Origin of the sequence: Borrelia sp. RT5S (genome assembly GCF_021165755.1) — a bacterium.
Taxonomy (GTDB): Bacteria; Spirochaetota; Spirochaetia; order Borreliales; family Borreliaceae; genus Borrelia.
This window is the reverse complement of sequence record NZ_CP088936.1, coordinates 895,817-916,585: the sequence shown is the minus strand read 5'-3', so window position 1 is coordinate 916,585 and position 20,769 is coordinate 895,817. Positions and strand designations below refer to the sequence as shown.

Sequence of the window (20,769 nt, the reverse complement as noted above, 5' to 3'; positions counted from 1 at the left end):
AACGCACACCCCTTGCCTAAACAAATTTCAACTCTTCGTTAGTTCTTTTATTTTATCTCTTAAAAAGATAGCATCTTCAAATCGCTCATCATTAACTGCTTCTTCAAGCTTAAACTTAAGTTTACTGATAAGGTTTTTCTTGGATAATTTTTCATCTGAAACAATTCTTTTAATATCTTCACCGACAGTTTCTCTTTTTAATTCTTTTTCCAAAATTCGTTGCACTTTCTTAACAATAGTCCTTGGGGTAATATTGTTTCGCCTATTGTAGCCCATTTGGATATTCCGTCTTCTATTAGTTTCATCAATAGCCTCTTGCATTGAAAAGCTTACCTGATCATAGTACATAATAACACATCCATTTGAGTTTCTAGCGGCCCTCCCAATTATTTGGATTAAAGATGTGGAAGATCTTAAAAAGCCTACTTTATCTGCATCCAATATCGCAACAAGAGATACTTCCGGAATATCTAAGCCCTCCCTTAACAAATTAATACCCACAATAACATCAATCTCTGATTTTCTAAGCGATGTAATAACGTCTACTCTTTCAATAGCGTTAAGTTCCGCATGTAAATACCTGGCTTTAACATCAAGGCCCAGTAAATAATCGGTTAAATCCTCTGACATTTTTTTAGTTAAAGTCGTAATTAAAACTTTCTCATTTAAAGCAACTCTTTTCTGTATTTCAGAGTAAAGATCTTCCATTTGCCCTTCAGAATTCTTAAGAATAATTTCCGGATCTACAAGCCCCGTCGGACGAATTATTTGCTCAATAATAGCGCTACTCTTCTCTCGCTCTTCAGGCCCAGGGGTGGCTGAAATGAAAACAGCTTGACTAATAAGAGATTCAAATTCAGGATACCTAAGCGGTCTATTTTCAAGTGCCGACGGGAGTCTAAATCCAAAATTTACAAGATTAAGCTTTCTTGCATAATCCCCATTGTACATCCCCCTAATCTGCGGCAAAGTGACATGTGACTCATCAATGAAAAGCAAATAATCCTTAGGAAAAAAATCAAAAAGACAATAAGGTCTCTCCATTTCACTTCCACTAAAATATTTAGAATAATTTTCTATACCTTGACACGTTCCAGTTTCTCTTAACATTTCAATATCATATTCCACCCTTTGCCTAAGCCTTTCAGCCTCAACAATCTTGCCATTTTCTTTAAAATAATGATATTGAACCTTTAAGTCAGCATATATTTTAGGAAGAGCGCCTAGTATACTCTCATAAGGAATGACAAAATACGACTTGGCAAAAAGGGTAAACTCATCAATACTGCCTAAAATTTTTTTTGTAAGAGGACTAATTCTGTTAATTTTAACAACCTCATCAAAATCTAAATAAATTCTGTAAGCAAAATTATCATGTTCATTACTAGGCCATACTTCAACGATATCTCCCTTAATAGAAAATTTATCATGCTCAAGGTTCATAAGAGTTCTTGTGTACTGCAATCTCACAAAAATATCTGCCATTTCCTTAATGGAAATTTTTTGTCCTATGAAAAAAGCATGAGCCGAGCTTTTAAAAAATTCTGGAGAGCCTAATGCATATATTGAAGATACTGTAGCCACTACTACAACATCCCTCCTTCTGGAAAGAGATGTTACCGTTCTTATTCTCTTTATCTCAATCTCTTCGTTAATGGTGGCTTCCTTTTCTATATACAAATCTCTTGAAGCAATATAAGATTCGGGTTGATAATAATCGTAATAGGAAACAAAATACTCAACTGCATTCTCTGGAAAAAAATCCCTAAATTCTCTATAAAGCTGTGCGGCTAAAGTTTTATTATGACTAACTATCAAAGAAGGTCTATTTAAATCCTTAATAATATTGGCTACTGTAAAAGTTTTACCACTTCCCGTCACGCCCTTCAAAGTCTGATACTTATTGTGAGCCAAAATAGACTCTCTAACCTCTTTAATTGCTCTTGGTTGATCACCAGCAGGAGAATAATCAGACTTTAAACAAAACTTCATTAAGACCTCAAATAAAACAGAAAATGAGAATTTAATTAACCATTTTACATTTAAACTATAAAATAATATATATAATCTTGTATGAAATTCTTTAATATAAAAATAAAGGAAATGGTATGAAAGACAACAGACTCTTAAAAAGATTAAAAGAATATACCCTTCTTGAGAAAAACAAATACTTTAAGGATGAAGCATTTAAATTACTCAAGGAAAACAATGAAAGCGAGTTACTCAATAGATTTTATAAAGACCTAGAGTTTGGCACAGCGGGCATGAGAGGAGTTATTGGAGCCGGCACTTGTTATATGAATACCTACAACATCACAAAAGCAAGTCAAGGTATCGCCAATTACATTCTTAAAATAACCGCAACTCCTAAAGTTGCAATAAGCTATGATTCAAGGCGTTTTTCAAAAGAATTTGCATACAATGCTGCTGAGGTCTTTGCATCAAATGGTATTAAAGTCTATATATATAAAAAGATGAGATCGACACCTCAGTTGTCTTATACAGTTGTAAAATTAGGATGCGATTTTGGAATAATGATAACGGCAAGTCACAATCCAAAAGAATACAATGGATACAAAGTTTATTGGAAAGGTGGTGCTCAGATAATACCGCCCCATGACTCGCTTATAATATCTGAGATTCAAAAAATCTCCAATATTGCAAGTCTAGTTACAAAGGAAGAAGGAATTAATAACCAATTAATAACAGAACTTAACGATGAGATTGATATTTCGTACATAGAAAAAATAAATGAAGAATTCCCCAACTTTAATGAAAGAAGTAGGAAAACAAAATTAAGAGTAGCATATACTCCCTTACACGGAGTAGGAGGAGTAACAATAAGAGAATTATTTAAAGGAAGTGAAATAGACTTGTTGCCTGAACCATCTCAAATAGATCCTGATCCAGAATTTCCTACAGTGGAATACCCTAACCCTGAAGAACATATAGCTATGTATAGGGTAATAGAATTTGCAAAGGCAAAAAAATGCGATGTTGCATTCGCAACAGACCCAGATGCAGATAGGATGGGCATTGCCTTTAAAGAAGGTGAAGTATGGAAAATTTTAAACGGAAATCAAATTGCGTGCATTTTAATGAATCACTTATTATCCAAAGAAAGCAGTCCTCAGAACACATTCACAATAGCCTCTTTTGTTACAACTCCAATGTTGGATAAAATAGCTAAAAAGTATAATTCAACATTATTTAGAACGTATACAGGATTTAAATGGATAGGAAGTTTAATCAACGAGATGAAAATCAAAGAGCCAAATAAAAAATTTATCTTTGGTTGTGAAGAAAGTCATGGATACTTAATTGGGGATGGAGCTAGGGACAAGGACGCATTTTCTGCCATTAAAGGTTTTTGCGATTTAATGCTTACTCTTAAAGAAAATAAAAGCACAATAGAAGAATATCTTCAAGAAATGTACAAAGAATTTGGGTACTATGAAGAGATTACCATCACTAAAACTCTTAAAGGAGCCGAGGGGACAGCTTTAAGGGAAAAATTAATGGCAAAGTTTAGAAATGAAGAACAAAAAGTATTTGCAGGTGTTAGGGTAATCAAAAAATTAGATTACGCAACGTTAACAAAAAAAGATACTAACGGGAATATTAGTGAAATATCAGATTATAAATACCCTACTAATGCAATAAAGTTTTTATTAGAAAATCAAATAGTGCTAACTGTTAGACCCTCTGGAACAGAACCTAAAATTAAATTTTATGTATCTATACATTCGAGAGACAAACAAAAAAACGATATTTTTGGTATAATTAAAAACGTAAATATGGAGATAGAGAAATATTAACATAGCAGGAAATCTAGTCAATTTGGTTGAAGTATCCGCTAAAGAGGTTGCTAGAAAGAGTAATAACAGGGAAGTTTCAATCTGGCATCTGTTAATGTCTATACTTGTCCGCCCTAAAAGATCTGAACTGGAGAACATAGACACTAAAACTTTAAAAAACATAAAACAGGATACTTTGTATGAAATAGAAAAGTTAGAAAAAATTATGTCAAGTCCTAATGAGATCATGATTCCGAAAATAAGCAGGGAAGTCTTCATTCTCATTGAAAAGGCAAAAAAAGAATTTAAACCTAAAACTTCAATAGGCATAAAAGAAATTTTTTACCTGATACTGAAAACAAAAAAACTACTAAAGAAGTATAAGCTCAATAGATTAAGTTTTGGATTTAGTGAAGAGAATATAATAACAAACACAGACAAGATAAGATTAATTGAAACATACAAAGAATTTGAGGATGAAATAAGACTTGAGAATGATCACTTTGAAATTGGAAAATACGTTAAAAACTTAACAACACTTGCAAAGGAAGGTAAGCTTGAGCCTCTGGTTGGCAGAGAGAAAGAAATTCAGACACTAATTAACATACTTGAAAGACGAAATAAGAATAGCACAATATTGATAGGGGAACCTGGAATCGGAAAGACAGCAATAGTTGAAGGACTTGCAATCAAAATTGCTAATAAAGAAATAAAAAGTGGATTAAAAAATAAAGTAATATTAAAAGTTGATACTTCTGACCTGGTATCGGGAACAAAATATAGGGGAGAATTCGAAGAGAGGCTAAATAACTTAATTAAATCCACTAAAAATAAAGATACGATAATATTCATTGATGAAATACATACACTGGTAGGTGCAGGAAATTCCGAAGGTGCTCTTGATGCGTCAAATATTTTAAAACCTGCCCTATCTCGCTCTGAAATACAAATTATAGGAGCAACAACTCATGATGAATACAGAAAACACATCTCTAAAGACAAGGCATTTGTCCGAAGATTTCAAACAATATCAATAAAAGAACCCAATGAACAGGAAACCATGAACATTCTTGATAATATAATAAAAAATTTCGAAGCTTATCATGGTGTAACTTACAAAAAGGAAGCCATCAAAAACGTCGTTACCCTATCGTCAAAATACCTGATTAATAAAAGATTTCCTGACAAAGCAATCGATCTGATTGATATTGCTGGAGCTAATAAAAAACAAGAGGCAGTGCCTCGGATAATTGACGCTGAAGACATCAAGAGAGCAACAGATGAAATATTAAGTGTTAAAACAAAATCTAGCATTAAAGAAGAAATTGATGCACTTAAAGAAGCGGAAATACGAATAAGGGGGAAAGTAATTGGACAAGAACATGCTATAAATGAAATGCTTAAAGAAGTAGTTAAGACAAAACTTGAAATCAATGACAGTGGCAAACCTTTAACATCAATGTTACTCATAGGTGCGAGTGGCTGTGGTAAGACAATGTTAGCAAACGAAGTATCAAACATTATTATGGAAGATAAAAACTCAATATTAAAGTCGGACATGTCGGAATATAGAGAAGAAAATTCTATTTCAAAATTAATAGGAACAAATCCAGGCTATGTAGGATACGCTGATGGTGGACTGTTGACAAATAGACTAAAACATACCCCTAGAGCCTTCATCATACTCGAAAACATCGAAAATGCTCACAATTCAGTGCTCAATGTAATTGAACAAATAATTGAAAATGGTGAGTTTATTGACAGCCAAGAAAACAAAATATCTTTTAAAAACGCCATCATAGTTCTCATTACATCTGTTGGATCTAAAATACTTCTTGGACAAGGAAGCATTGGATTTAATAAAACAGATAGTTATTTGAATATTAAGAGCGAAATCAATAATGAACTTAAAAAAAGATTTAAGTCAACACTGTTAGATAAAATACAGAAAAAAATAGTATTTAACGCCTTACAGGAGGAAGACGTCAAAATAATATACAATAATTATTGCAAAAAACTCGTTGAGAAGTTTAGCTCCAAAAACATTAAAATAGAGATTGATGATACACTTGAAGATCATATAATTAGAAAATTTTATGATAAAAACTCTGGAGCAAGAAGTATTTTAAATGCAATAAAAGAAGAAATAGAAGAAAAAATTGTTAATAAGATCTTTAAAACCCCCACCATTAGCCTAATAAGGATATATCTAGAGAAGGGCAATATAAAAATAAAATAAAAGGAAATTTTATGTTTAAGAATGTAGATAACAAAGTGGACTTTCCTAGGTTAGAAGAGAAGATATTAGAGTTTTGGCGTGATAATAAGATTTTTCAAAAATCTGTTCAACAGCGAAAAGGATGTGAAGAGTTTGTATTTTATGATGGCCCTCCTTTTGCAACAGGGCTTCCCCACTTCGGTCATTTTGTTCCAAATACAATTAAAGACATAATTCCAAGATATAAGACAATGAAGGGGAAATATGTTAAGAGAAATTTTGGATGGGATACTCATGGTTTACCCGTAGAATATGAGGTGGAAAAGTCTCTAGGAATTTCTGGAAGACATGAAATAGAACAATATGGAATCGAAAAATTTAATGAAGCATGCAGAAGTACAGTTCTCAGATACACAAAAGAATGGGAAAAGACCATTGTAAGATTGGGTCGTTGGGTGGACTTTGAAAAAAATTATAAAACAATGGACACAAATTTCATGGAATCTGTATGGTGGGTATTTAAGACTCTCTACGATAAAGGATTAATTTACGAGAGTTATTACGTACTGCCTTACTCTCCAAAGCTTGCAACCCCTCTATCGAATTTCGAGGTAAACCTTGGCGAGTACAAAGAGATTAATGACCCATCACTTACTATCAAGTTTAAAATAAAAGACAAGAATGAGTACTTACTTGCTTGGACCACGACCCCTTGGACACTACCTACGAACCTCGGAATTGCTGTTGGTAGTGACATAGAATATTCTAAAATATTTGATAAAGAAAGAAATGAAACTTTTATACTTGGTACAAAGAGGCTGGGTCACTACTATAAATGTGAAGAATCATATACAACACTGGAACAATTCACAGGTAAGAATATTGTCGGCATGGAATACGAGCCCGTCTTTTCCTATTTTTTAAAACAAAGAAACAAGGGTGCTTTCAGGGTTCACACAGCAGAATATGTTACAACGGATGACGGTACAGGAATCGTACATATTGCCCCCTTTGGAGAAGAAGATTATCAAATACTTAAACGCAACACAAAGGTTGAAATAGTAACTCCCATAGACGCCGAATGCAAATTCACAAATGAAGTAAAAGATTTTGAAGGTTTATTTGTTAAAGACGCAGACAAAAAAATAATAGATAAACTAAAATCAATGAACCTGATCTTTAAAAGAGAAAATTTTTTGCACAGATATCCATTTTGTTATAGAACAAACTCACCTTTAATTTATAGACCTATAAGTTCATGGTTTGTAAACATTGAAGCAATAAAAGAAAAACTCATGGCATCAAATGAAAAAATTAACTGGATACCTGCTCACTTAAAAAAGGGAAGATTTGGCAAGTGGCTAGCAAATGCAAAAGACTGGGCAATAAGCAGGAATAGATTTTGGGGAAATCCGATACCGGTTTGGGTCTGTTCAAAGACAGGAAACAAAATATGCGTAGGCTCTCGAGAAGAACTTGAAAGGTACTCGGGACAAAAGATAGACGACTTACACAAGGACAAAGTTGATAAAATAACTTGGCCCAGTGAGTATGGCGGGATATATATTCGAACGAGTGAGGTTTTAGACTGCTGGTTTGAATCTGGTTCAATGCCTTACGCAAGTAATCATTATCCATTTGCGAATACTAATGAAGATAGTCTAGGTAGAATTTTCCCTGCAGACTTTGTTGCAGAGGGACTGGATCAAACAAGGGGCTGGTTTTATACATTAACAATATTAGGGACTGCTCTTTTTAAAAACACGGCTTTTAAAAATGTAATAGTCAATGGGCTTGTATTGTCTAGCGATGGGAAAAAAATGTCAAAATCCCTTAGAAACTACACAGATCCAATGGAAGTAATAAATACATTCGGCGCTGACGCTTTACGACTTTACCTAGTAATGAGTCCTGTAGTAAGGGCCGATGATTTAAAATACAATGATGACGGGGTTAAGGATGTACTTAAGAACATTATCATACCTATTTGGAATGCTTACTCTTTTTTCATAACTTATGCGATAATCGATAAGTTTGAAGCTACTAGTAACATCGATTTATCTAAAACTAATATCCTTGATCAGTGGATAATTAGCGAAATCGAAAGTTTAAAAAAAACACTAAATGAAGAAATAGATAAATATAATTTAACAAAATCAATAGAAGAATCTCTTGAATTCATTGACAAATTAAATAATTGGTACATCAGGAGATCAAGGAGAAGGTTTTGGAAGTCTGAGAGTGATACTGATAAACGAGATGCTTACGAAACTTTGTATTATGCACTGAAAAACTTGATGTTAATGCTTGCGCCTTTTATTCCTTTTTTAACAGAAAACATTTATCAGAATTTGAAGACGGAGAATGAAAAAGAATCCATTCACCTAAATGAATACCCAAAGGAAATTGAGAAATTTATCAAACAAGATCTTGAAAACAAAATGAACTTTACAAGAAAAGTGGTATCAATTGCAAGAGCACTTAGAGCCTCACATGACATCAAAATACGAAAACCTATTAGTACGATCTACGTTGTAACTAGGAACCAAAGGGAAAAAGAAATACTAGGTGAAATGCAAGAAATAATACTTGAAGAAATAAATGCGAAAGCAATAAAAATAAAATCAAATGAAGAAGAACTTGTTACTTATAAGGCAAAAGCCAATTTTAAAGAGCTCGGACGTAAGCTTGCGAAAGATATGAAAGCTGTCTCATCAGAAATAATGAAATTAAACAACGATGCTATATTGCAAATAATAAATGGCAGTACGCATACAATTAAAATAGAAGAAAATACGTATGATATCACAATAAAAGATATAATATTGGAGAGGAAAGAAAAAGAAAACTTAAAAGTAATCAATGAGGATTCTATTACAATTGGATTGGATGCACTAATAACAGAGGAGTTGCTTCTAGAAGGTATGGCAAGAGAACTTATAAGAAAGGTTCAAAATTTAAGAAAAGAAAATAAATTTAATGTTAGCGACCGAATAATATTATATACAGATGGCAATGAGACATTGACCAAAATAGTGAGTGAATTTGAAGACTATATTAAAGCTGAAACGTTGACTCTAAAGATAGAGACAAACGAAAAAGAGGCAACAACTAGGGTAGATCTTGATGATGACATAGAAATAATGATAGGCATTAAAAGATGCGCAAGTTGATTACTAAGGTTTTCATAGTCATTCTTTTCCTAGGATGCGCAACGCTAACTTACTATTCACCTAAAAGCAAAATATCTTCGATAATGTTGCTAGACCCCTCATCTGATGTTTACGCCTACATAGATCTATCTAGAAACAGGTTTATATATGACGACTTAAGTTTTAAGTATAAAATCGGGGTCAATTCCGTTGGCAATCTGTATGCAAGTTACACAAAAAATCCAGAAAGCTTTTCCTCAGTAATAACAGGAAATTTTCCTAAAAATATTTTCTGGGGAATGCAAAATAATTCAAACTTTGCTCCTAGGGGCAACATACTGACAAATCCAAAATGGAAAATGAAAAACTCAGACATATATATTACTCCCACTAAAGACAAAGTCGGAATTTTAATAAATCAAAGAGAAGTAGCACACAAGAACGAAAATATCTTAACAGCAAAAATCGATGTACTTGAGAAGAATGAAATGTTCCTTTGGATAAAGGATATCGCTTTGCTATTGCCAAGTAATATAAGCAAAAAAAATCTAATTCCCTTCAATGGTGCAACTCTTGTTGCAAATAGCATAAATTCCGTTGATTATCATTTAAAAGCTTATTTGAAGACTAACAATCCAACAATTTTATCAATTCTATCGAAAAAATTAGTACCAACTCTCCTAGAAAGTACAACGAAAATAATAATTTCAAGCCCTATACAATCTAGGATACAAGACAAGGACACCGTAGAGCTTGAATTTAGAGTTAATAAAACAAGTGTTAAAGAATTTGTGTCAACTCTTTTGTCAAAAAAACAAGAAGAATAAAAGGAACAACTGCTAGTGAAGTCTTTTCAATTTCCATATATCTTGCACATAATTCTCGATGGTCCTATCTGATGAGAATACAGAGCTCTTAGCTATGTTTACTAAAGACGAGGAGAACCAAAGATCTGGATCTCTATATTTAGATTCAACTAACTTTTGAGCACATACATAACTTCTGAAATCTTTTAATACAAAATATCTATCTGGAGATCCTCCATAGGACTCGTAAAGCAGACTATCATGTATTTCTTTATAAACTTCATAATGCCCCCTAAAAAGCTTTCCATCAACCATACTACTAATAACTTCAGCAAGCTCAGGATCACTCTCTAAAACAGAATTGGGAACATAAGAATGATTTTTATCATATGTCATAACTTCATCTTTTCTTAAACCAAAGATAAACATATGCTCATCTCCTACCTGATCATAAATCTCAACATTAGCCCCATCCATAGTTCCTATAGTTAAGGCCCCATTCATCATAAATTTCATATTACTTGTCCCTGAAGCTTCTTTCCCAGCCAAAGAAATCTGCTCAGAAACATCGGATGCTGCAATAATTTTTTCTGCCCAAGAAACATTGTAATTTGGAATAAAAATAACCTTAATTTTGTCATTAACATCAGAATCATTGTTGACTTTATTTGATATATCATTAATAAATTTGATAATATTTTTAGCCATTCTATACCCTGGTGCTGCCTTTGCTCCAAAAATAAAAGTTCGGGGATAAACATAGAAATTCTTATCTCTTTTTAACTGATTGTAAAGATACAATATGTGCAAAGCATTTAAAACTTGTCTCTTATATTCATGTAGTCTTTTTATTTGAACATCAAAAATTGAATTAGGGTCTATCTTGATTCCCAATTCGCGACAAATAAGATTAGAAAAATCTAACTTATTCTCATGTCTTATCTTTTTCAGAGAAGAAATTACATCTTTGTCATCCTTAAAGAACAAAAATTTCTCAATATCGTCAAACTTTTTAACCCAAGAATCACCTATTCTAGAACTTACCAACCTTGACAGTCTAGGATTTGAAAGTAATAGCCATCTTCTCTGTGTTACCCCATTAGTCTTGTTATTAAATTTATCAGGATAAAGATCATACCAGTGTTTAAGCTCATTTTTTGTCAATATTTCTGTATGTAATTTCGCAACTCCATTAACAGAAAAGCATGAATGAATTGCAAGCCATGCCATATTAATTACACCATTATTGATTATTAAATAGTCATCGTAAACAAAATTAGAGCCCATCTTGTTTTTAGCTTCTATCTCTTCAAAAAATCTTTTATTTATTTCCTGAATTATCTGATAAATTCGAGGTAAAAGTTCTGAAAACATACGCAAAGGCCACTTCTCAAGTGCTTCTGCCAAAATTGTATGATTAGTATAGGCAAAGCATTGCCTTGTAATCTTCCATGCCAACTTCCAATCAAACTTTTCTCTGTCAATTAAAATTCTCATTAACTCCGGAATTGCAACAACAGGATGCGTATCATTTAGTTGAAAAACCACATATTCCGGCAATCTTTTAAGATCACTACTATAATTCTGCTTAAAATCATGTATCACATCTTGAATTGACGCACTACAAAAAAAGTATTGCTGCCTGAGTCTTAAAAATTTACCTGCAAGATCTTCATCATTGGGATAAAGTATTTTGGTAATATTTGATACTTCCATTTCTTTCTTGGATGAATCAAAATACTGCATATTGTTAAACAGCCCTAAATCAAATCCATCCTTTGCATATGCCTCCCACAATCTTAAAGTATTTATCGTCTTTGAATTGTACCCAACTATAGGTGCATCATAAGCTATTGCATTGACAATATACGGATTTTTATGTGTAAAAATTTCATTTCCAGCAAAATCACGTTCAATTTCAATATGGCCTCCAAAACTAATGTCATAAACTCTACCTATATTTTTAATAACCCAAGGATATTCATACTCACTCCACTTATCGGGTTCCTCAACCTGATATCCATCAACAAAAGTCTGTTTAAAAATTCCATACCTGTACTTTATTCCATAACCCAAAGCGGGATAATCAAGTGTTGACAGAGATTCTAAAAAGCATGCTGCAAGCCTTCCAAGGCCACCATTTCCCAAGCCTGCGTCAATTTCTATATTCTCAAGCTCATTAAAATCAATACCAAGCTCATCCGATAATGACTCTACAACATCAAAAGAGCCCATGTTAATTAAAGTATTACTTAAAAATCTACCTACTAAAAACTCAGCAGAAAGGTAGCACACTTTTTTTTTTCGTTTCTTATCAAATTCCAATTTAGTATTAGCCCAATCTTCTAAAAAGTAATCAATTACCGTTCGTGAAAAACAATTATAAAGCTCAATGCCAGATAAATCTTTAATACTTTCGACCTGATAACAACATTTCAAATTCTTATTAAACCTTGCCTTAAAATCTTCCTTACTAATATGCATACTCAACCTCCACCTTAAAATTCAAAAATTTAAATCACCAACAATAAGTCTCCCATGATAAGCTTGAGCCCCTAAAATAGAATCAAGGCCATCAATATTTTGCTCGTTCACCTTTCCACAAACAACAATTTCTAACTTATCTCCTACAAGCAATATTAAGTCTTTCAATAAGGCAAGAGAATCCTCTGCCCTCAATGCACCACCTGAAGTCAATACCCTATGAACGCCAATGTCCATAAGCTTTAATACAGAAGCCCTAATATCGCAAGTATTATCAATTGCCTTATGAAAAGTTACTTTTAAAGGCTTAGCCAAATCTAATAACTCCCTAGTTCTAGCAATATCAATTTCATAACCATCTAAAATTCCAAAAACAACACCCTCTACTCCAAGGGCCTTGCAAATCTTAATATCTTCTTTCATAGCTTGAAATTCCAGATTAGAATACATAAAGTCCCCACACCTTGGTCTAATCATTACAGCAATAGGAATACTCAGCTCTTCCCTTAAAATCCTTATGTTACCGTAAGAAGGTGTAGTTCCACCACAAGTTGTATTTTCACAAAGCTCAATCCTATTAGCACCAAGTTTAAAAGCGTTTATAGCCTCCGCTATGTTAAAAACGCATGCCTCTCTTATCATGCTAAACGCCCAAACCGCATAATAAATTATTTTCGACAAAATAATGATACAATGCCCCGATTTTGCCAGAATCATTATTAAATCTGGTTGTTTCAAGTGTTACAAGGTTTTTAATATCATTACCATAGATATTAGCCAATTCCAAAGACCACAAATTTTCCAATTTTTTATATATGTTACTTAATAGATCAGGCCTTGTGCTTATTCCTCCTCCGATTAAAATTTTCTCAGGATTTAAAATAAAAGTTAAATTAAAAATTCCAAATGATAAAGTTTCAAAAAATTTTTCAACCTCATTATTAGCATGAATATTGCCATTACTCGCAAGTTCAAAAATATATTCTCCAGAAACTTCACCCAAGTCCATTTCTAAACGCTCCGCTACCCTTTTCCTTAAAGCTGCAACAGAAGCTATAGACTCCCACCTGCAGTTAAAAGGAATATTATTGCCAAGCCCCCTCGTGATCATAAACCCGACCTCCCCAGACATAAAAGAATATCCCCTTACAAGTTTTCCATTAACAAATAACCCAGCGCCAATTCCTGTTCCAAGAGTCAAAGCAACAAAATCATTAGAATAAACAGCATTACCTTTGAATTTTTCAGCCAAAGCCACACAATTAGCATCATTTTCAATCTCAACGTTAACTCCTGCTAAAGCTTCAAGCTTTTCTTTTAAAGGATAATTAATAAATCCCTTAATGGCATTTACTCTGATTACAACTCCTTTAGGATCAACAAATCCAGGCATGCAAATCGCAACACCCTTAATATTAACCTCTTTTTTATAAAAATTAATTATATTGACTAAAATATCAACTTGTTCATCAGGAGTAATACCTGAATTAATTTCATGCTTATCAAGAAAATTACCGCCACTGTCTGCTAAAGAATACTTAGTACTAGTACCTCCAACATCAATTGCAACATAGTGTTCCATATAAACCCCATATTTTTAATAAATTTAAATCAATTATATAATAAAGAATTAAAAACTTTCTATAGTAATTTTTGAAACTTTTGAAATTTTACTTACAACTATTCTTGCTTTAATCTCTTCCTTCAAATAAGTGACATGAGAAATTACACCTATTTGACGTCCATCAATACGTTGAAATTCAGAAATCTTTGGAATAACCATTTTCAAAGTATCTTCATCAAGGCTTCCAAAACCCTCATCAAGGAAAAATGCTTCTATTTTAAGGTCACTGTCACGTATCATGTCTGAGAAAGCCAAAGAGAGCGATAAGGACACAAGAAACTTCTCCCCACCCGAAAGAGTCTTTACATTACGAGTCATGTTTCCATCCCTTTTGCTTTTAACTAAAAAATCAAATTCTCTACTATCTGAATTAATTTGAAGCTTAAAATCGGGAAGAATAACACTTAAATATCTTCTATTTGCTATATCTAAAATATCCTCAATTAAAAAACTTTGAACATAATACTTTAAGCTAGGAGAAGCAATAACAACTTTCTTTATAAATTCAATCTTCTCTTTCCGTTCACTTACACTTCTTAATTCCCTCTGAATATTCTCTAAATTAATCTTTTGTTTATATAGTTCCTCATTTAAAATCTGCATACTTGAAAAAGATGAATCATACTTGCTAATCTCTTTTGACAAAAGCTCAATTTGAGCTGTAAAATCAGATTTCAATTTTGAAAGATAATCTAGACTATCTCTGCTGGGTTTTGAAGGACCAAAAGAAAAGAACCTCTCTTGAACATCTAAAGTATCCCCAACTGACTCTTTGAAATCTAGAAAATAGGCGGTAAATCTCGTTGATCCCTCCCTAAGTTCTTCCCTTAAATTTGCTATGTTTTGATCCATAACTTCAATTTGACTTTCAAGTCTAAGTCTTGAGTTGTTAATATTACTCAACATTGAACCTATTTCTGAATACTCATTTTCTCGTTTATTTTTATCCCTTAAAATTTTTTCAAACTCTTGCTCCAATGAAACAGGACTCTTTAAGCTTAAATTTAAATTGGTACAAGACAATACTTCCCTTATCTTATCTAAATTTTCCTTAAGCTCTACTTCTTTTAAAGAGATTTTCGAATTTAAATCATTTAAAGTTGTTTTCCAATTTTCAGCCTCCCTAATCTTATCTTCAAAAATCGAAATCTTATTTTTATCAGAATAATCTATATAACTATCAAATAAATCACTGCCAACTCTTTTTACAATTTCCTCATTCCTTTTATTAAACTCTATAGTTTGGCTTTCCCATCTGTTCTTATTCTCTCTCTCGTCTAATATGTCTGAATTAATAGTGCCCAATTCAGCCTGTGAAGCCTGAAGCCTTGTATTTAGTTCTAAGAGAGAACCTAAATTAGCAGCCTTTAAGTGTTCTTTTCCCTGATACGTCTTATATGCATTCTCTAAAAACTTAAGGCTCTCTATTTCACTATCAATAGATTTCTTATTATTGCCTAAATCTTTTAAGAATTTTTCGTACAAACTTTTTTTAACATCAATATCCTGCTGCACACCATCATCGGATTTTAAGAATAACTCCAATTCATTTCTATATTTTAATATCAAATTCTCATTAAAGCATCCAAATAACTTTAATGCCTCATAATGGATATACTTATTAAAGTCAAATGATGCTTCTTCTAAAGCGATACTTTTAAGCTCTGAGTTTTTTCTGGTCTGCTCCGTTAATAACTTTTCTATCTCCTCTTCCACTCGCTTTCTTTCTAAATTCAATTTCTCATAAGTACTCCCGTCAAAATTTAACTCAGAAAAAAGAAAGTTTTTACAATACAATTCTTTTATATAATCAAAATTAAACCCCTCCAAGCTTAAACTTTTTAATTCCTCTAAATCTGTTTGAACACTTACAAGCTGTGATAAAAACCTATTTTTATCACAAAGAAGCTCACTTTTCCTTTTAATAAGATTATCCAAACATGAAAATTCATAGGAATTGTATAACTTCAGACTTTTTTCTAACTCAACTCTACCGTTTTCATGCAAAGAATACTCATGGTCTAGCTTCTCTTTATTCTGAATTTTGGAAGATATATCTGCCCTTAACTTATATATACTATCTTTTATATCTAAACACTTTTGATTGACCTTTATCATTTGATCACACATGGGTATTAATTTATACATCTCATCAAGATTTCTTCTTAACCTTTCAACATCAACCAAATTTAAAAAATTAGTTAATTCGTTTACCTTACTGCAATTAATATCTATTCTATTTTTTTCTTCTGCTTCTAAAAATCTCAATTTTTCTATGTTCGAATCTGTAAATTCAAGTTCCTTTTTTAAAAAAATTACTATACCATCATATTTTTTTAAATTGAAAATGTTATCAATTATTGCTGTCTTGTTTTTTGGTTTCGAAGTTAAAAACTCTTGAAAATTACCTTGAGGTAATATAACTGTTTGACAAAACTGATCAAAATCCAATCTACAAAGACTTTTTATATAATCTAAAATATCGTCTCTATTCTCCATATAACTGCTATCACTAAGATTTGTTAATAGCATATTTTTAGGAGTCTCCTTTTGCCTTACGCTAAGCTCTATGAATGATTCATAAACTTTTCCAGAAACGGTGAAAGTAAGTCTAACATAAGCGCTTTCAAACCCCTTAGAAATTGCATCTGACACATTCCTATCAAGTCTATACACTCGTGCATAAAGCGCAAGAGTTATGCAGTCAAGAATTGTACTCTTCCCAGATCCTGTATTTCCAGAAATTAAAAAAATTCCAGAATTTTTTAAAACAGGAATGTCAAAGTCTATCTCATATTCTCCTTTGTAAGAGGCAATATTTCTAAATACAAGCTTATTTATCCTCATATTCCCCTGCTCTTCCCTTAAGTAATATTTCTTCAAAAAGAGCAATGAGTTCTTCTTCTTTAAATCTGCACCCCCGCCTAAAACCATTAATGATATCTCTTTTTAATTTTTCTTGGAAAAAATACTTCTCATCCTTACTCAAAACTTCATCTTTACTAATTAACCTTTTATCTTGCTCAGAAGAACTTTGATACAGGTCTGTTAACTGATAATCAATATCAAATATTTTAATCAAACTCGATTTTGATAAATCATAGATCTGTTCTTCCAACCCAACATCTATTCTCTCATTAAGTTCAATTTTTAAGTAAAAAAGGCATGATAGCTTTTTTTTAATATCAGATATTTCATTCACAATTTCATCAAAAGAACCCTTTAAAACCCGTAATTTACTAAACACAGGAAGGGGAACCTTATCTTGCGACACTAATTTACCGTCATTGAAGAGTAAAATATTAATATACTTTTTAATATTCTCATCGAATGAATACTGAATTGGAGACCCTGAATAAACAACATTAGTCTTCAACTTTCTAAAATCATGTATATGACCAAGTGCAACATAAGAAAAGTCATTACCAAAAACACTAACAGGGAGAATAGAACTATTTCCAATGTTAGAAACGCTTCTGCTACTACAAAAGAAAGAATGCGCAATCAAAATCTTGGGAACATCTTGGTACCTAGCATCAACAGAACTAACAATATTTGCTATCTTATCTCGATAAGCATCTTCAAGTTTTTCAAGAAACATATCATCATTAAGCCCTACATCTCCATATTTTTGATTTAAAATAAACCTTTCATTGACATGAGGAATGCAAATGACAACAAATTTAACATCGTCACAGTCTTTTAAAAAAATTACCTGATCAACAGGCTCCTCATCCGTAACCAAAAAGAAATTGAATCTTGAGAATATCTTTTTATTAATGTCTAAATAGTCTTTTTTATCATGGTTTCCAGCAATAACCATACACCATTTACAAGAGGTAAAAGACAGTTCGTAAAAAAAATCACTTATTAATCTCTGCTCTTCAAGGCTAGGTCTTCTTGAATCATAAATATCACCAGCAACAAGCAAAAGATCAATCTTCTCACTTTTAATAAATTCTAACAAAAAATTTAAAAACCTGCGTTGCTCGTCAATTCTAGAAAAATGCCCGATCCTCTTCCCAATATGCCAATCAGCAGTATGTAATGCCTTGTATAAATTCATAAATATTAGATCATATTACATCATTTCTACTTGCAATGACAATAATTCATACATTATATTATAATATAAAAACATAAGGGATTTATGCAACAAGAAAAATTGATAATAGTAGAGTCACCTACAAAAGCTGCTACAATAAGGAAGTATCTGAATAATTCATTTCTGGTGGAAGCGTGTGTAGGGCATATAAGGGATTTGCCAAACAGTGCTAAAGAAATACCTGAAGAGTATAAAAAATTCGAATGGGCTACGCTATCTATAGATTATAAAAATGATTTTAAGCCTCTTTATATCATTCCAAACAATAAGAAAGTTGTCATTGAGAAGCTTAAAAATCTCATTAAAGGGAAAAATGAAATTTATATTGCTACTGACCAGGACAGAGAGGGAGAAGCAATTGCATTTCACCTGAAGGAAGTTTTAAAAATTAAAAAGTATAAAAGAATGGTATTTCATGAAATTACAAAAAGCGCAATAATTGACTCCCTTCAAAATACAAGGGAAATTGATATGGATCTTGTCAATGCTGGGGAAACAAGAAGAATATTGGACAGGCTTTATGGGTACACAATATCTCCCTTGCTTTGGAAAAAAATTGCTTATGGACTCTCGGCAGGCAGAGTACAATCTGTTGGACTTAAACTAATCATAGAAAAGGAAACAACAAGGATCAATTTTAAGAAAGCCAATTACTATTCAATTTCGCTTGAGTGTAGACATAGCAAAAATGATATACAAATTGAAACCATAATAGACAAAATTGAGAATAAGAACGTAGCTGGAAGCAAGGATTTTGTCAACGATACAGGCGCCTTGCAAGATCCCGATAAGACAACTTTAATAGACAAAACCTTAATGAGCAAGCTTGTAGGGGAATTAAAGCAGGCAAGGGAAATAGAAGTAATTTCAATTGAAACAAAGGAATTAAGGCAAACTCCTCCAAGACCGTTTATTACGTCTTCGCTCCAACAAGAAGTGAATAGAAGACTTAAAATAAGTACTAAACAAATTATGAGTTACGCACAAAAGCTATATGAAAGCGGATACATAACCTATATGAGAACCGACTCTTATAACATTGCAAAAAGTGCAAGAGAGAAAATAAAAAATATTATAAAGGCAAAATATGGAGAGAAATATGTGGAAATGACTGACCGAATATACTCTAAGGCAAAAATGTCTCAAGATGCACATGAGGCCATAAGACCTTCTGAACTGTTTACTCCCCCTGAAAACATAAAAACAGAAAGCGAAACCACTAGGGAAATATATAAAATAATATGGGACAGGACTATTGAATCAATGATGGCAGATGCCATTAAAGAAGTTATTAAAATAACATTTAAATATAAAAATCTAGCTTTTAAATCAAGCTTTATAAAAATCATTTTTGACGGTTTTCTTAAAAATAGTAGAGAGCCTTACGAAAATAGTATTATAGATTTTTCTCTAATCAATGAAGGTGATAAATTTGTGGTTCTAGGCATAAAACCAGAAGAACATGAAACAAAACCTCCCTTCAGGTATACAGAAGCATCGCTTGTACAAAAGCTTGAAAAAGAAGGGATAGGTCGACCTTCAACATATTCCACGATTATCTCGACTCTCCTTGAAAGAGAATATGTATTTAAACAAAACAACACATTAATACCGACAGTAAAAGGAGCTGCTGTTGTCAATCTTTTAGAAAAGTATTTTCCATTACTGATTGAATTGAAGTTTACCTCTCATATGGAAGAAAACCTAGACAAAATTGCAGTGGGAGAACTAGACAAAGTAAAATATTTAAGTCAATTCTATAATGGAGAAGATGGGCTTAGGAATACAATAAACAAAATAGAGCCCATTATTGGTTCTGGAGAATTTAGAACAGTTTATGAATACAAAAATGATAAAGAATTTGATTATGCAATAAACATTGGGAAATTTGGTCCCTACTTAATTTCTAACGGAAATAACTATTCTATCAATATCACAACTCCTCTGGAAAATCTTTATAAAGAAGAAGAAATCAAAAAAATAATAGAAGAAAAAGAAACACAGCCCAACATACTGGGCACTGACCCTGAGACAGGCCTTAATGTGTTATACAAAAATTCAAAATATGGAGGGATTATCCAACTTGGAGAGGATACCCATGCTCCACAAGAATTCACAAAGACTGGAAAACCCAAAAAAACTAAAATAATTAAAGCTAAGAAGGTATCAACCAAAAACATAGAATACGAAAACATAAATTTAGACCTAGCACTCAAATTACTTTCACTTCCAAAAATAATCGGAGAGTACCCAAAAACCAATGAAAAAATAATTGCCACAACTGGAATTTTTGGAGATTACATTAAAACTGAAAACAACAGCATAATATGTCCACTAAAAAAAGACATAAAGGCCTACGAGATAACACTGGAAGAATCCATAAAGCTTTTGGATGCAAAATTAGAAAAGAACGGAATTATCGTAAAATTAATACCCTTATCAAAAAATAAAGTTGGCAATAAAATCTACATTTACAAACAAAACGATAAATTCTATGCTAAAATTAAGGGAAAGAAGGTTGATTTGCCCTCTGATGTTGATCTTGAGCGATTGGATGCGGCTTATATTTTTGGACTAATGTAG

Annotated in this window: 11 protein-coding genes; 5 read left to right on the top strand and 6 right to left on the bottom strand. The window is 32.3% G+C overall.

The window, feature by feature from the left end; all coding sequences use genetic code 11:
• Positions 1-27 precede the first annotated feature (27 nt).
• Positions 28-1,992 (bottom strand): excinuclease ABC subunit UvrB, encoded by a 1,965-nt coding sequence (gene uvrB, locus LSO06_RS04370; protein WP_231760817.1) that lies wholly within the window; start codon positions 1,990-1,992, stop codon positions 28-30.
• 116 nt (positions 1,993-2,108) lie between these two features.
• Between uvrB and LSO06_RS04365 the strand changes: the two genes are divergently transcribed.
• The 4 genes from LSO06_RS04365 to LSO06_RS04350 are packed head-to-tail and all read left to right on the top strand — an operon-like array spanning position 2,109 to position 9,994.
• Positions 2,109-3,818, top strand: coding sequence for a phospho-sugar mutase (locus LSO06_RS04365; RefSeq protein ID WP_231760816.1), 1,710 nt, complete (start codon positions 2,109-2,111; stop codon positions 3,816-3,818).
• Positions 3,819-3,840: 22 nt separating this feature from the next.
• Positions 3,841-6,036: an AAA family ATPase gene (locus LSO06_RS04360; protein WP_231760815.1), complete on the top strand. Its 2,196-nt coding sequence runs from the start codon at positions 3,841-3,843 to the stop codon at positions 6,034-6,036.
• A gap of 11 nt (positions 6,037-6,047) precedes the next feature.
• Positions 6,048-9,188 carry an isoleucine--tRNA ligase gene (gene ileS, locus LSO06_RS04355; RefSeq protein WP_231760814.1) on the top strand — a complete coding sequence of 1,047 codons (3,141 nt, stop codon included), beginning with the start codon at positions 6,048-6,050 and terminating at the stop codon, positions 9,186-9,188.
• A complete protein-coding gene (locus tag LSO06_RS04350) occupies positions 9,176-9,994 on the top strand; it encodes a hypothetical protein (RefSeq protein WP_231760813.1) in 819 nt (272 codons plus the stop codon). The genes ileS and LSO06_RS04350 overlap by 13 nt, the downstream gene beginning before the upstream one ends.
• Before the next feature lie 12 nt (positions 9,995-10,006).
• Here the strand turns inward: LSO06_RS04350 and LSO06_RS04345 are convergent, their stop codons facing one another.
• From LSO06_RS04345 to sbcD, 5 genes are read right to left on the bottom strand one after another with little or no spacing between them, the layout of a single operon-like run.
• A complete protein-coding gene (locus LSO06_RS04345) occupies positions 10,007-12,457 on the bottom strand; it encodes a glycogen/starch/alpha-glucan phosphorylase (protein ID WP_231760812.1) in 2,451 nt (816 codons plus the stop codon).
• 21 nt (positions 12,458-12,478) lie between these two features.
• Positions 12,479-13,099 (bottom strand): copper homeostasis protein CutC, encoded by a 621-nt coding sequence (locus tag LSO06_RS04340; protein ID WP_231760811.1) that lies wholly within the window; start codon positions 13,097-13,099, stop codon positions 12,479-12,481.
• 1 nt (position 13,100) lies between these two features.
• Complete coding sequence (locus LSO06_RS04335; RefSeq protein WP_231760810.1) at positions 13,101-14,039, bottom strand: ROK family protein; 939 nt, start codon at positions 14,037-14,039, stop codon at positions 13,101-13,103.
• Positions 14,040-14,087: 48 nt separating this feature from the next.
• Positions 14,088-17,015 (bottom strand): AAA family ATPase, encoded by a 2,928-nt coding sequence (locus LSO06_RS04330; protein WP_231760809.1) that lies wholly within the window; start codon positions 17,013-17,015, stop codon positions 14,088-14,090.
• Positions 16,915-18,147, bottom strand: a complete 1,233-nt coding sequence (sbcD, locus tag LSO06_RS04325; protein WP_231760808.1) for an exonuclease subunit SbcD — start codon at positions 18,145-18,147, stop codon at positions 16,915-16,917. Before sbcD ends, LSO06_RS04330 begins: the two co-directional genes overlap by 101 nt.
• A gap of 84 nt (positions 18,148-18,231) precedes the next feature.
• Between sbcD and topA the strand changes: the two genes are divergently transcribed.
• Positions 18,232-20,769 carry a type I DNA topoisomerase gene (gene topA, locus LSO06_RS04320; RefSeq protein ID WP_231760807.1) on the top strand — a complete coding sequence of 846 codons (2,538 nt, stop codon included), beginning with the start codon at positions 18,232-18,234 and terminating at the stop codon, positions 20,767-20,769.

Excerpts from the sequence above, each read along its gene's own strand:
- LSO06_RS04350 (WP_231760813.1), top strand. The coding sequence starts at position 9,176 with ATGCGCAAGTTGATTACTAAGGTTTTCATAGTCATTCTTTTCCTAGGA.
- LSO06_RS04345 (WP_231760812.1), bottom strand. The coding sequence starts at position 12,457 with ATGCATATTAGTAAGGAAGATTTTAAGGCAAGGTTTAATAAGAATTTG.
- LSO06_RS04330 (WP_231760809.1), bottom strand. The coding sequence starts at position 17,015 with ATGGTTTTAGGCGGGGGTGCAGATTTAAAGAAGAAGAACTCATTGCTC.
- LSO06_RS04340 (WP_231760811.1), bottom strand. The coding sequence starts at position 13,099 with ATGATAAGAGAGGCATGCGTTTTTAACATAGCGGAGGCTATAAACGCT.
- ileS (WP_231760814.1), top strand. The coding sequence starts at position 6,048 with ATGTTTAAGAATGTAGATAACAAAGTGGACTTTCCTAGGTTAGAAGAG.
- LSO06_RS04365 (WP_231760816.1), top strand. The coding sequence starts at position 2,109 with ATGAAAGACAACAGACTCTTAAAAAGATTAAAAGAATATACCCTTCTT.
- uvrB (WP_231760817.1), bottom strand. The coding sequence starts at position 1,992 with ATGAAGTTTTGTTTAAAGTCTGATTATTCTCCTGCTGGTGATCAACCA.
- LSO06_RS04335 (WP_231760810.1), bottom strand. The coding sequence starts at position 14,039 with ATGGAACACTATGTTGCAATTGATGTTGGAGGTACTAGTACTAAGTAT.
- topA (WP_231760807.1), top strand. The coding sequence starts at position 18,232 with ATGCAACAAGAAAAATTGATAATAGTAGAGTCACCTACAAAAGCTGCT.
- sbcD (WP_231760808.1), bottom strand. The coding sequence starts at position 18,147 with ATGAATTTATACAAGGCATTACATACTGCTGATTGGCATATTGGGAAG.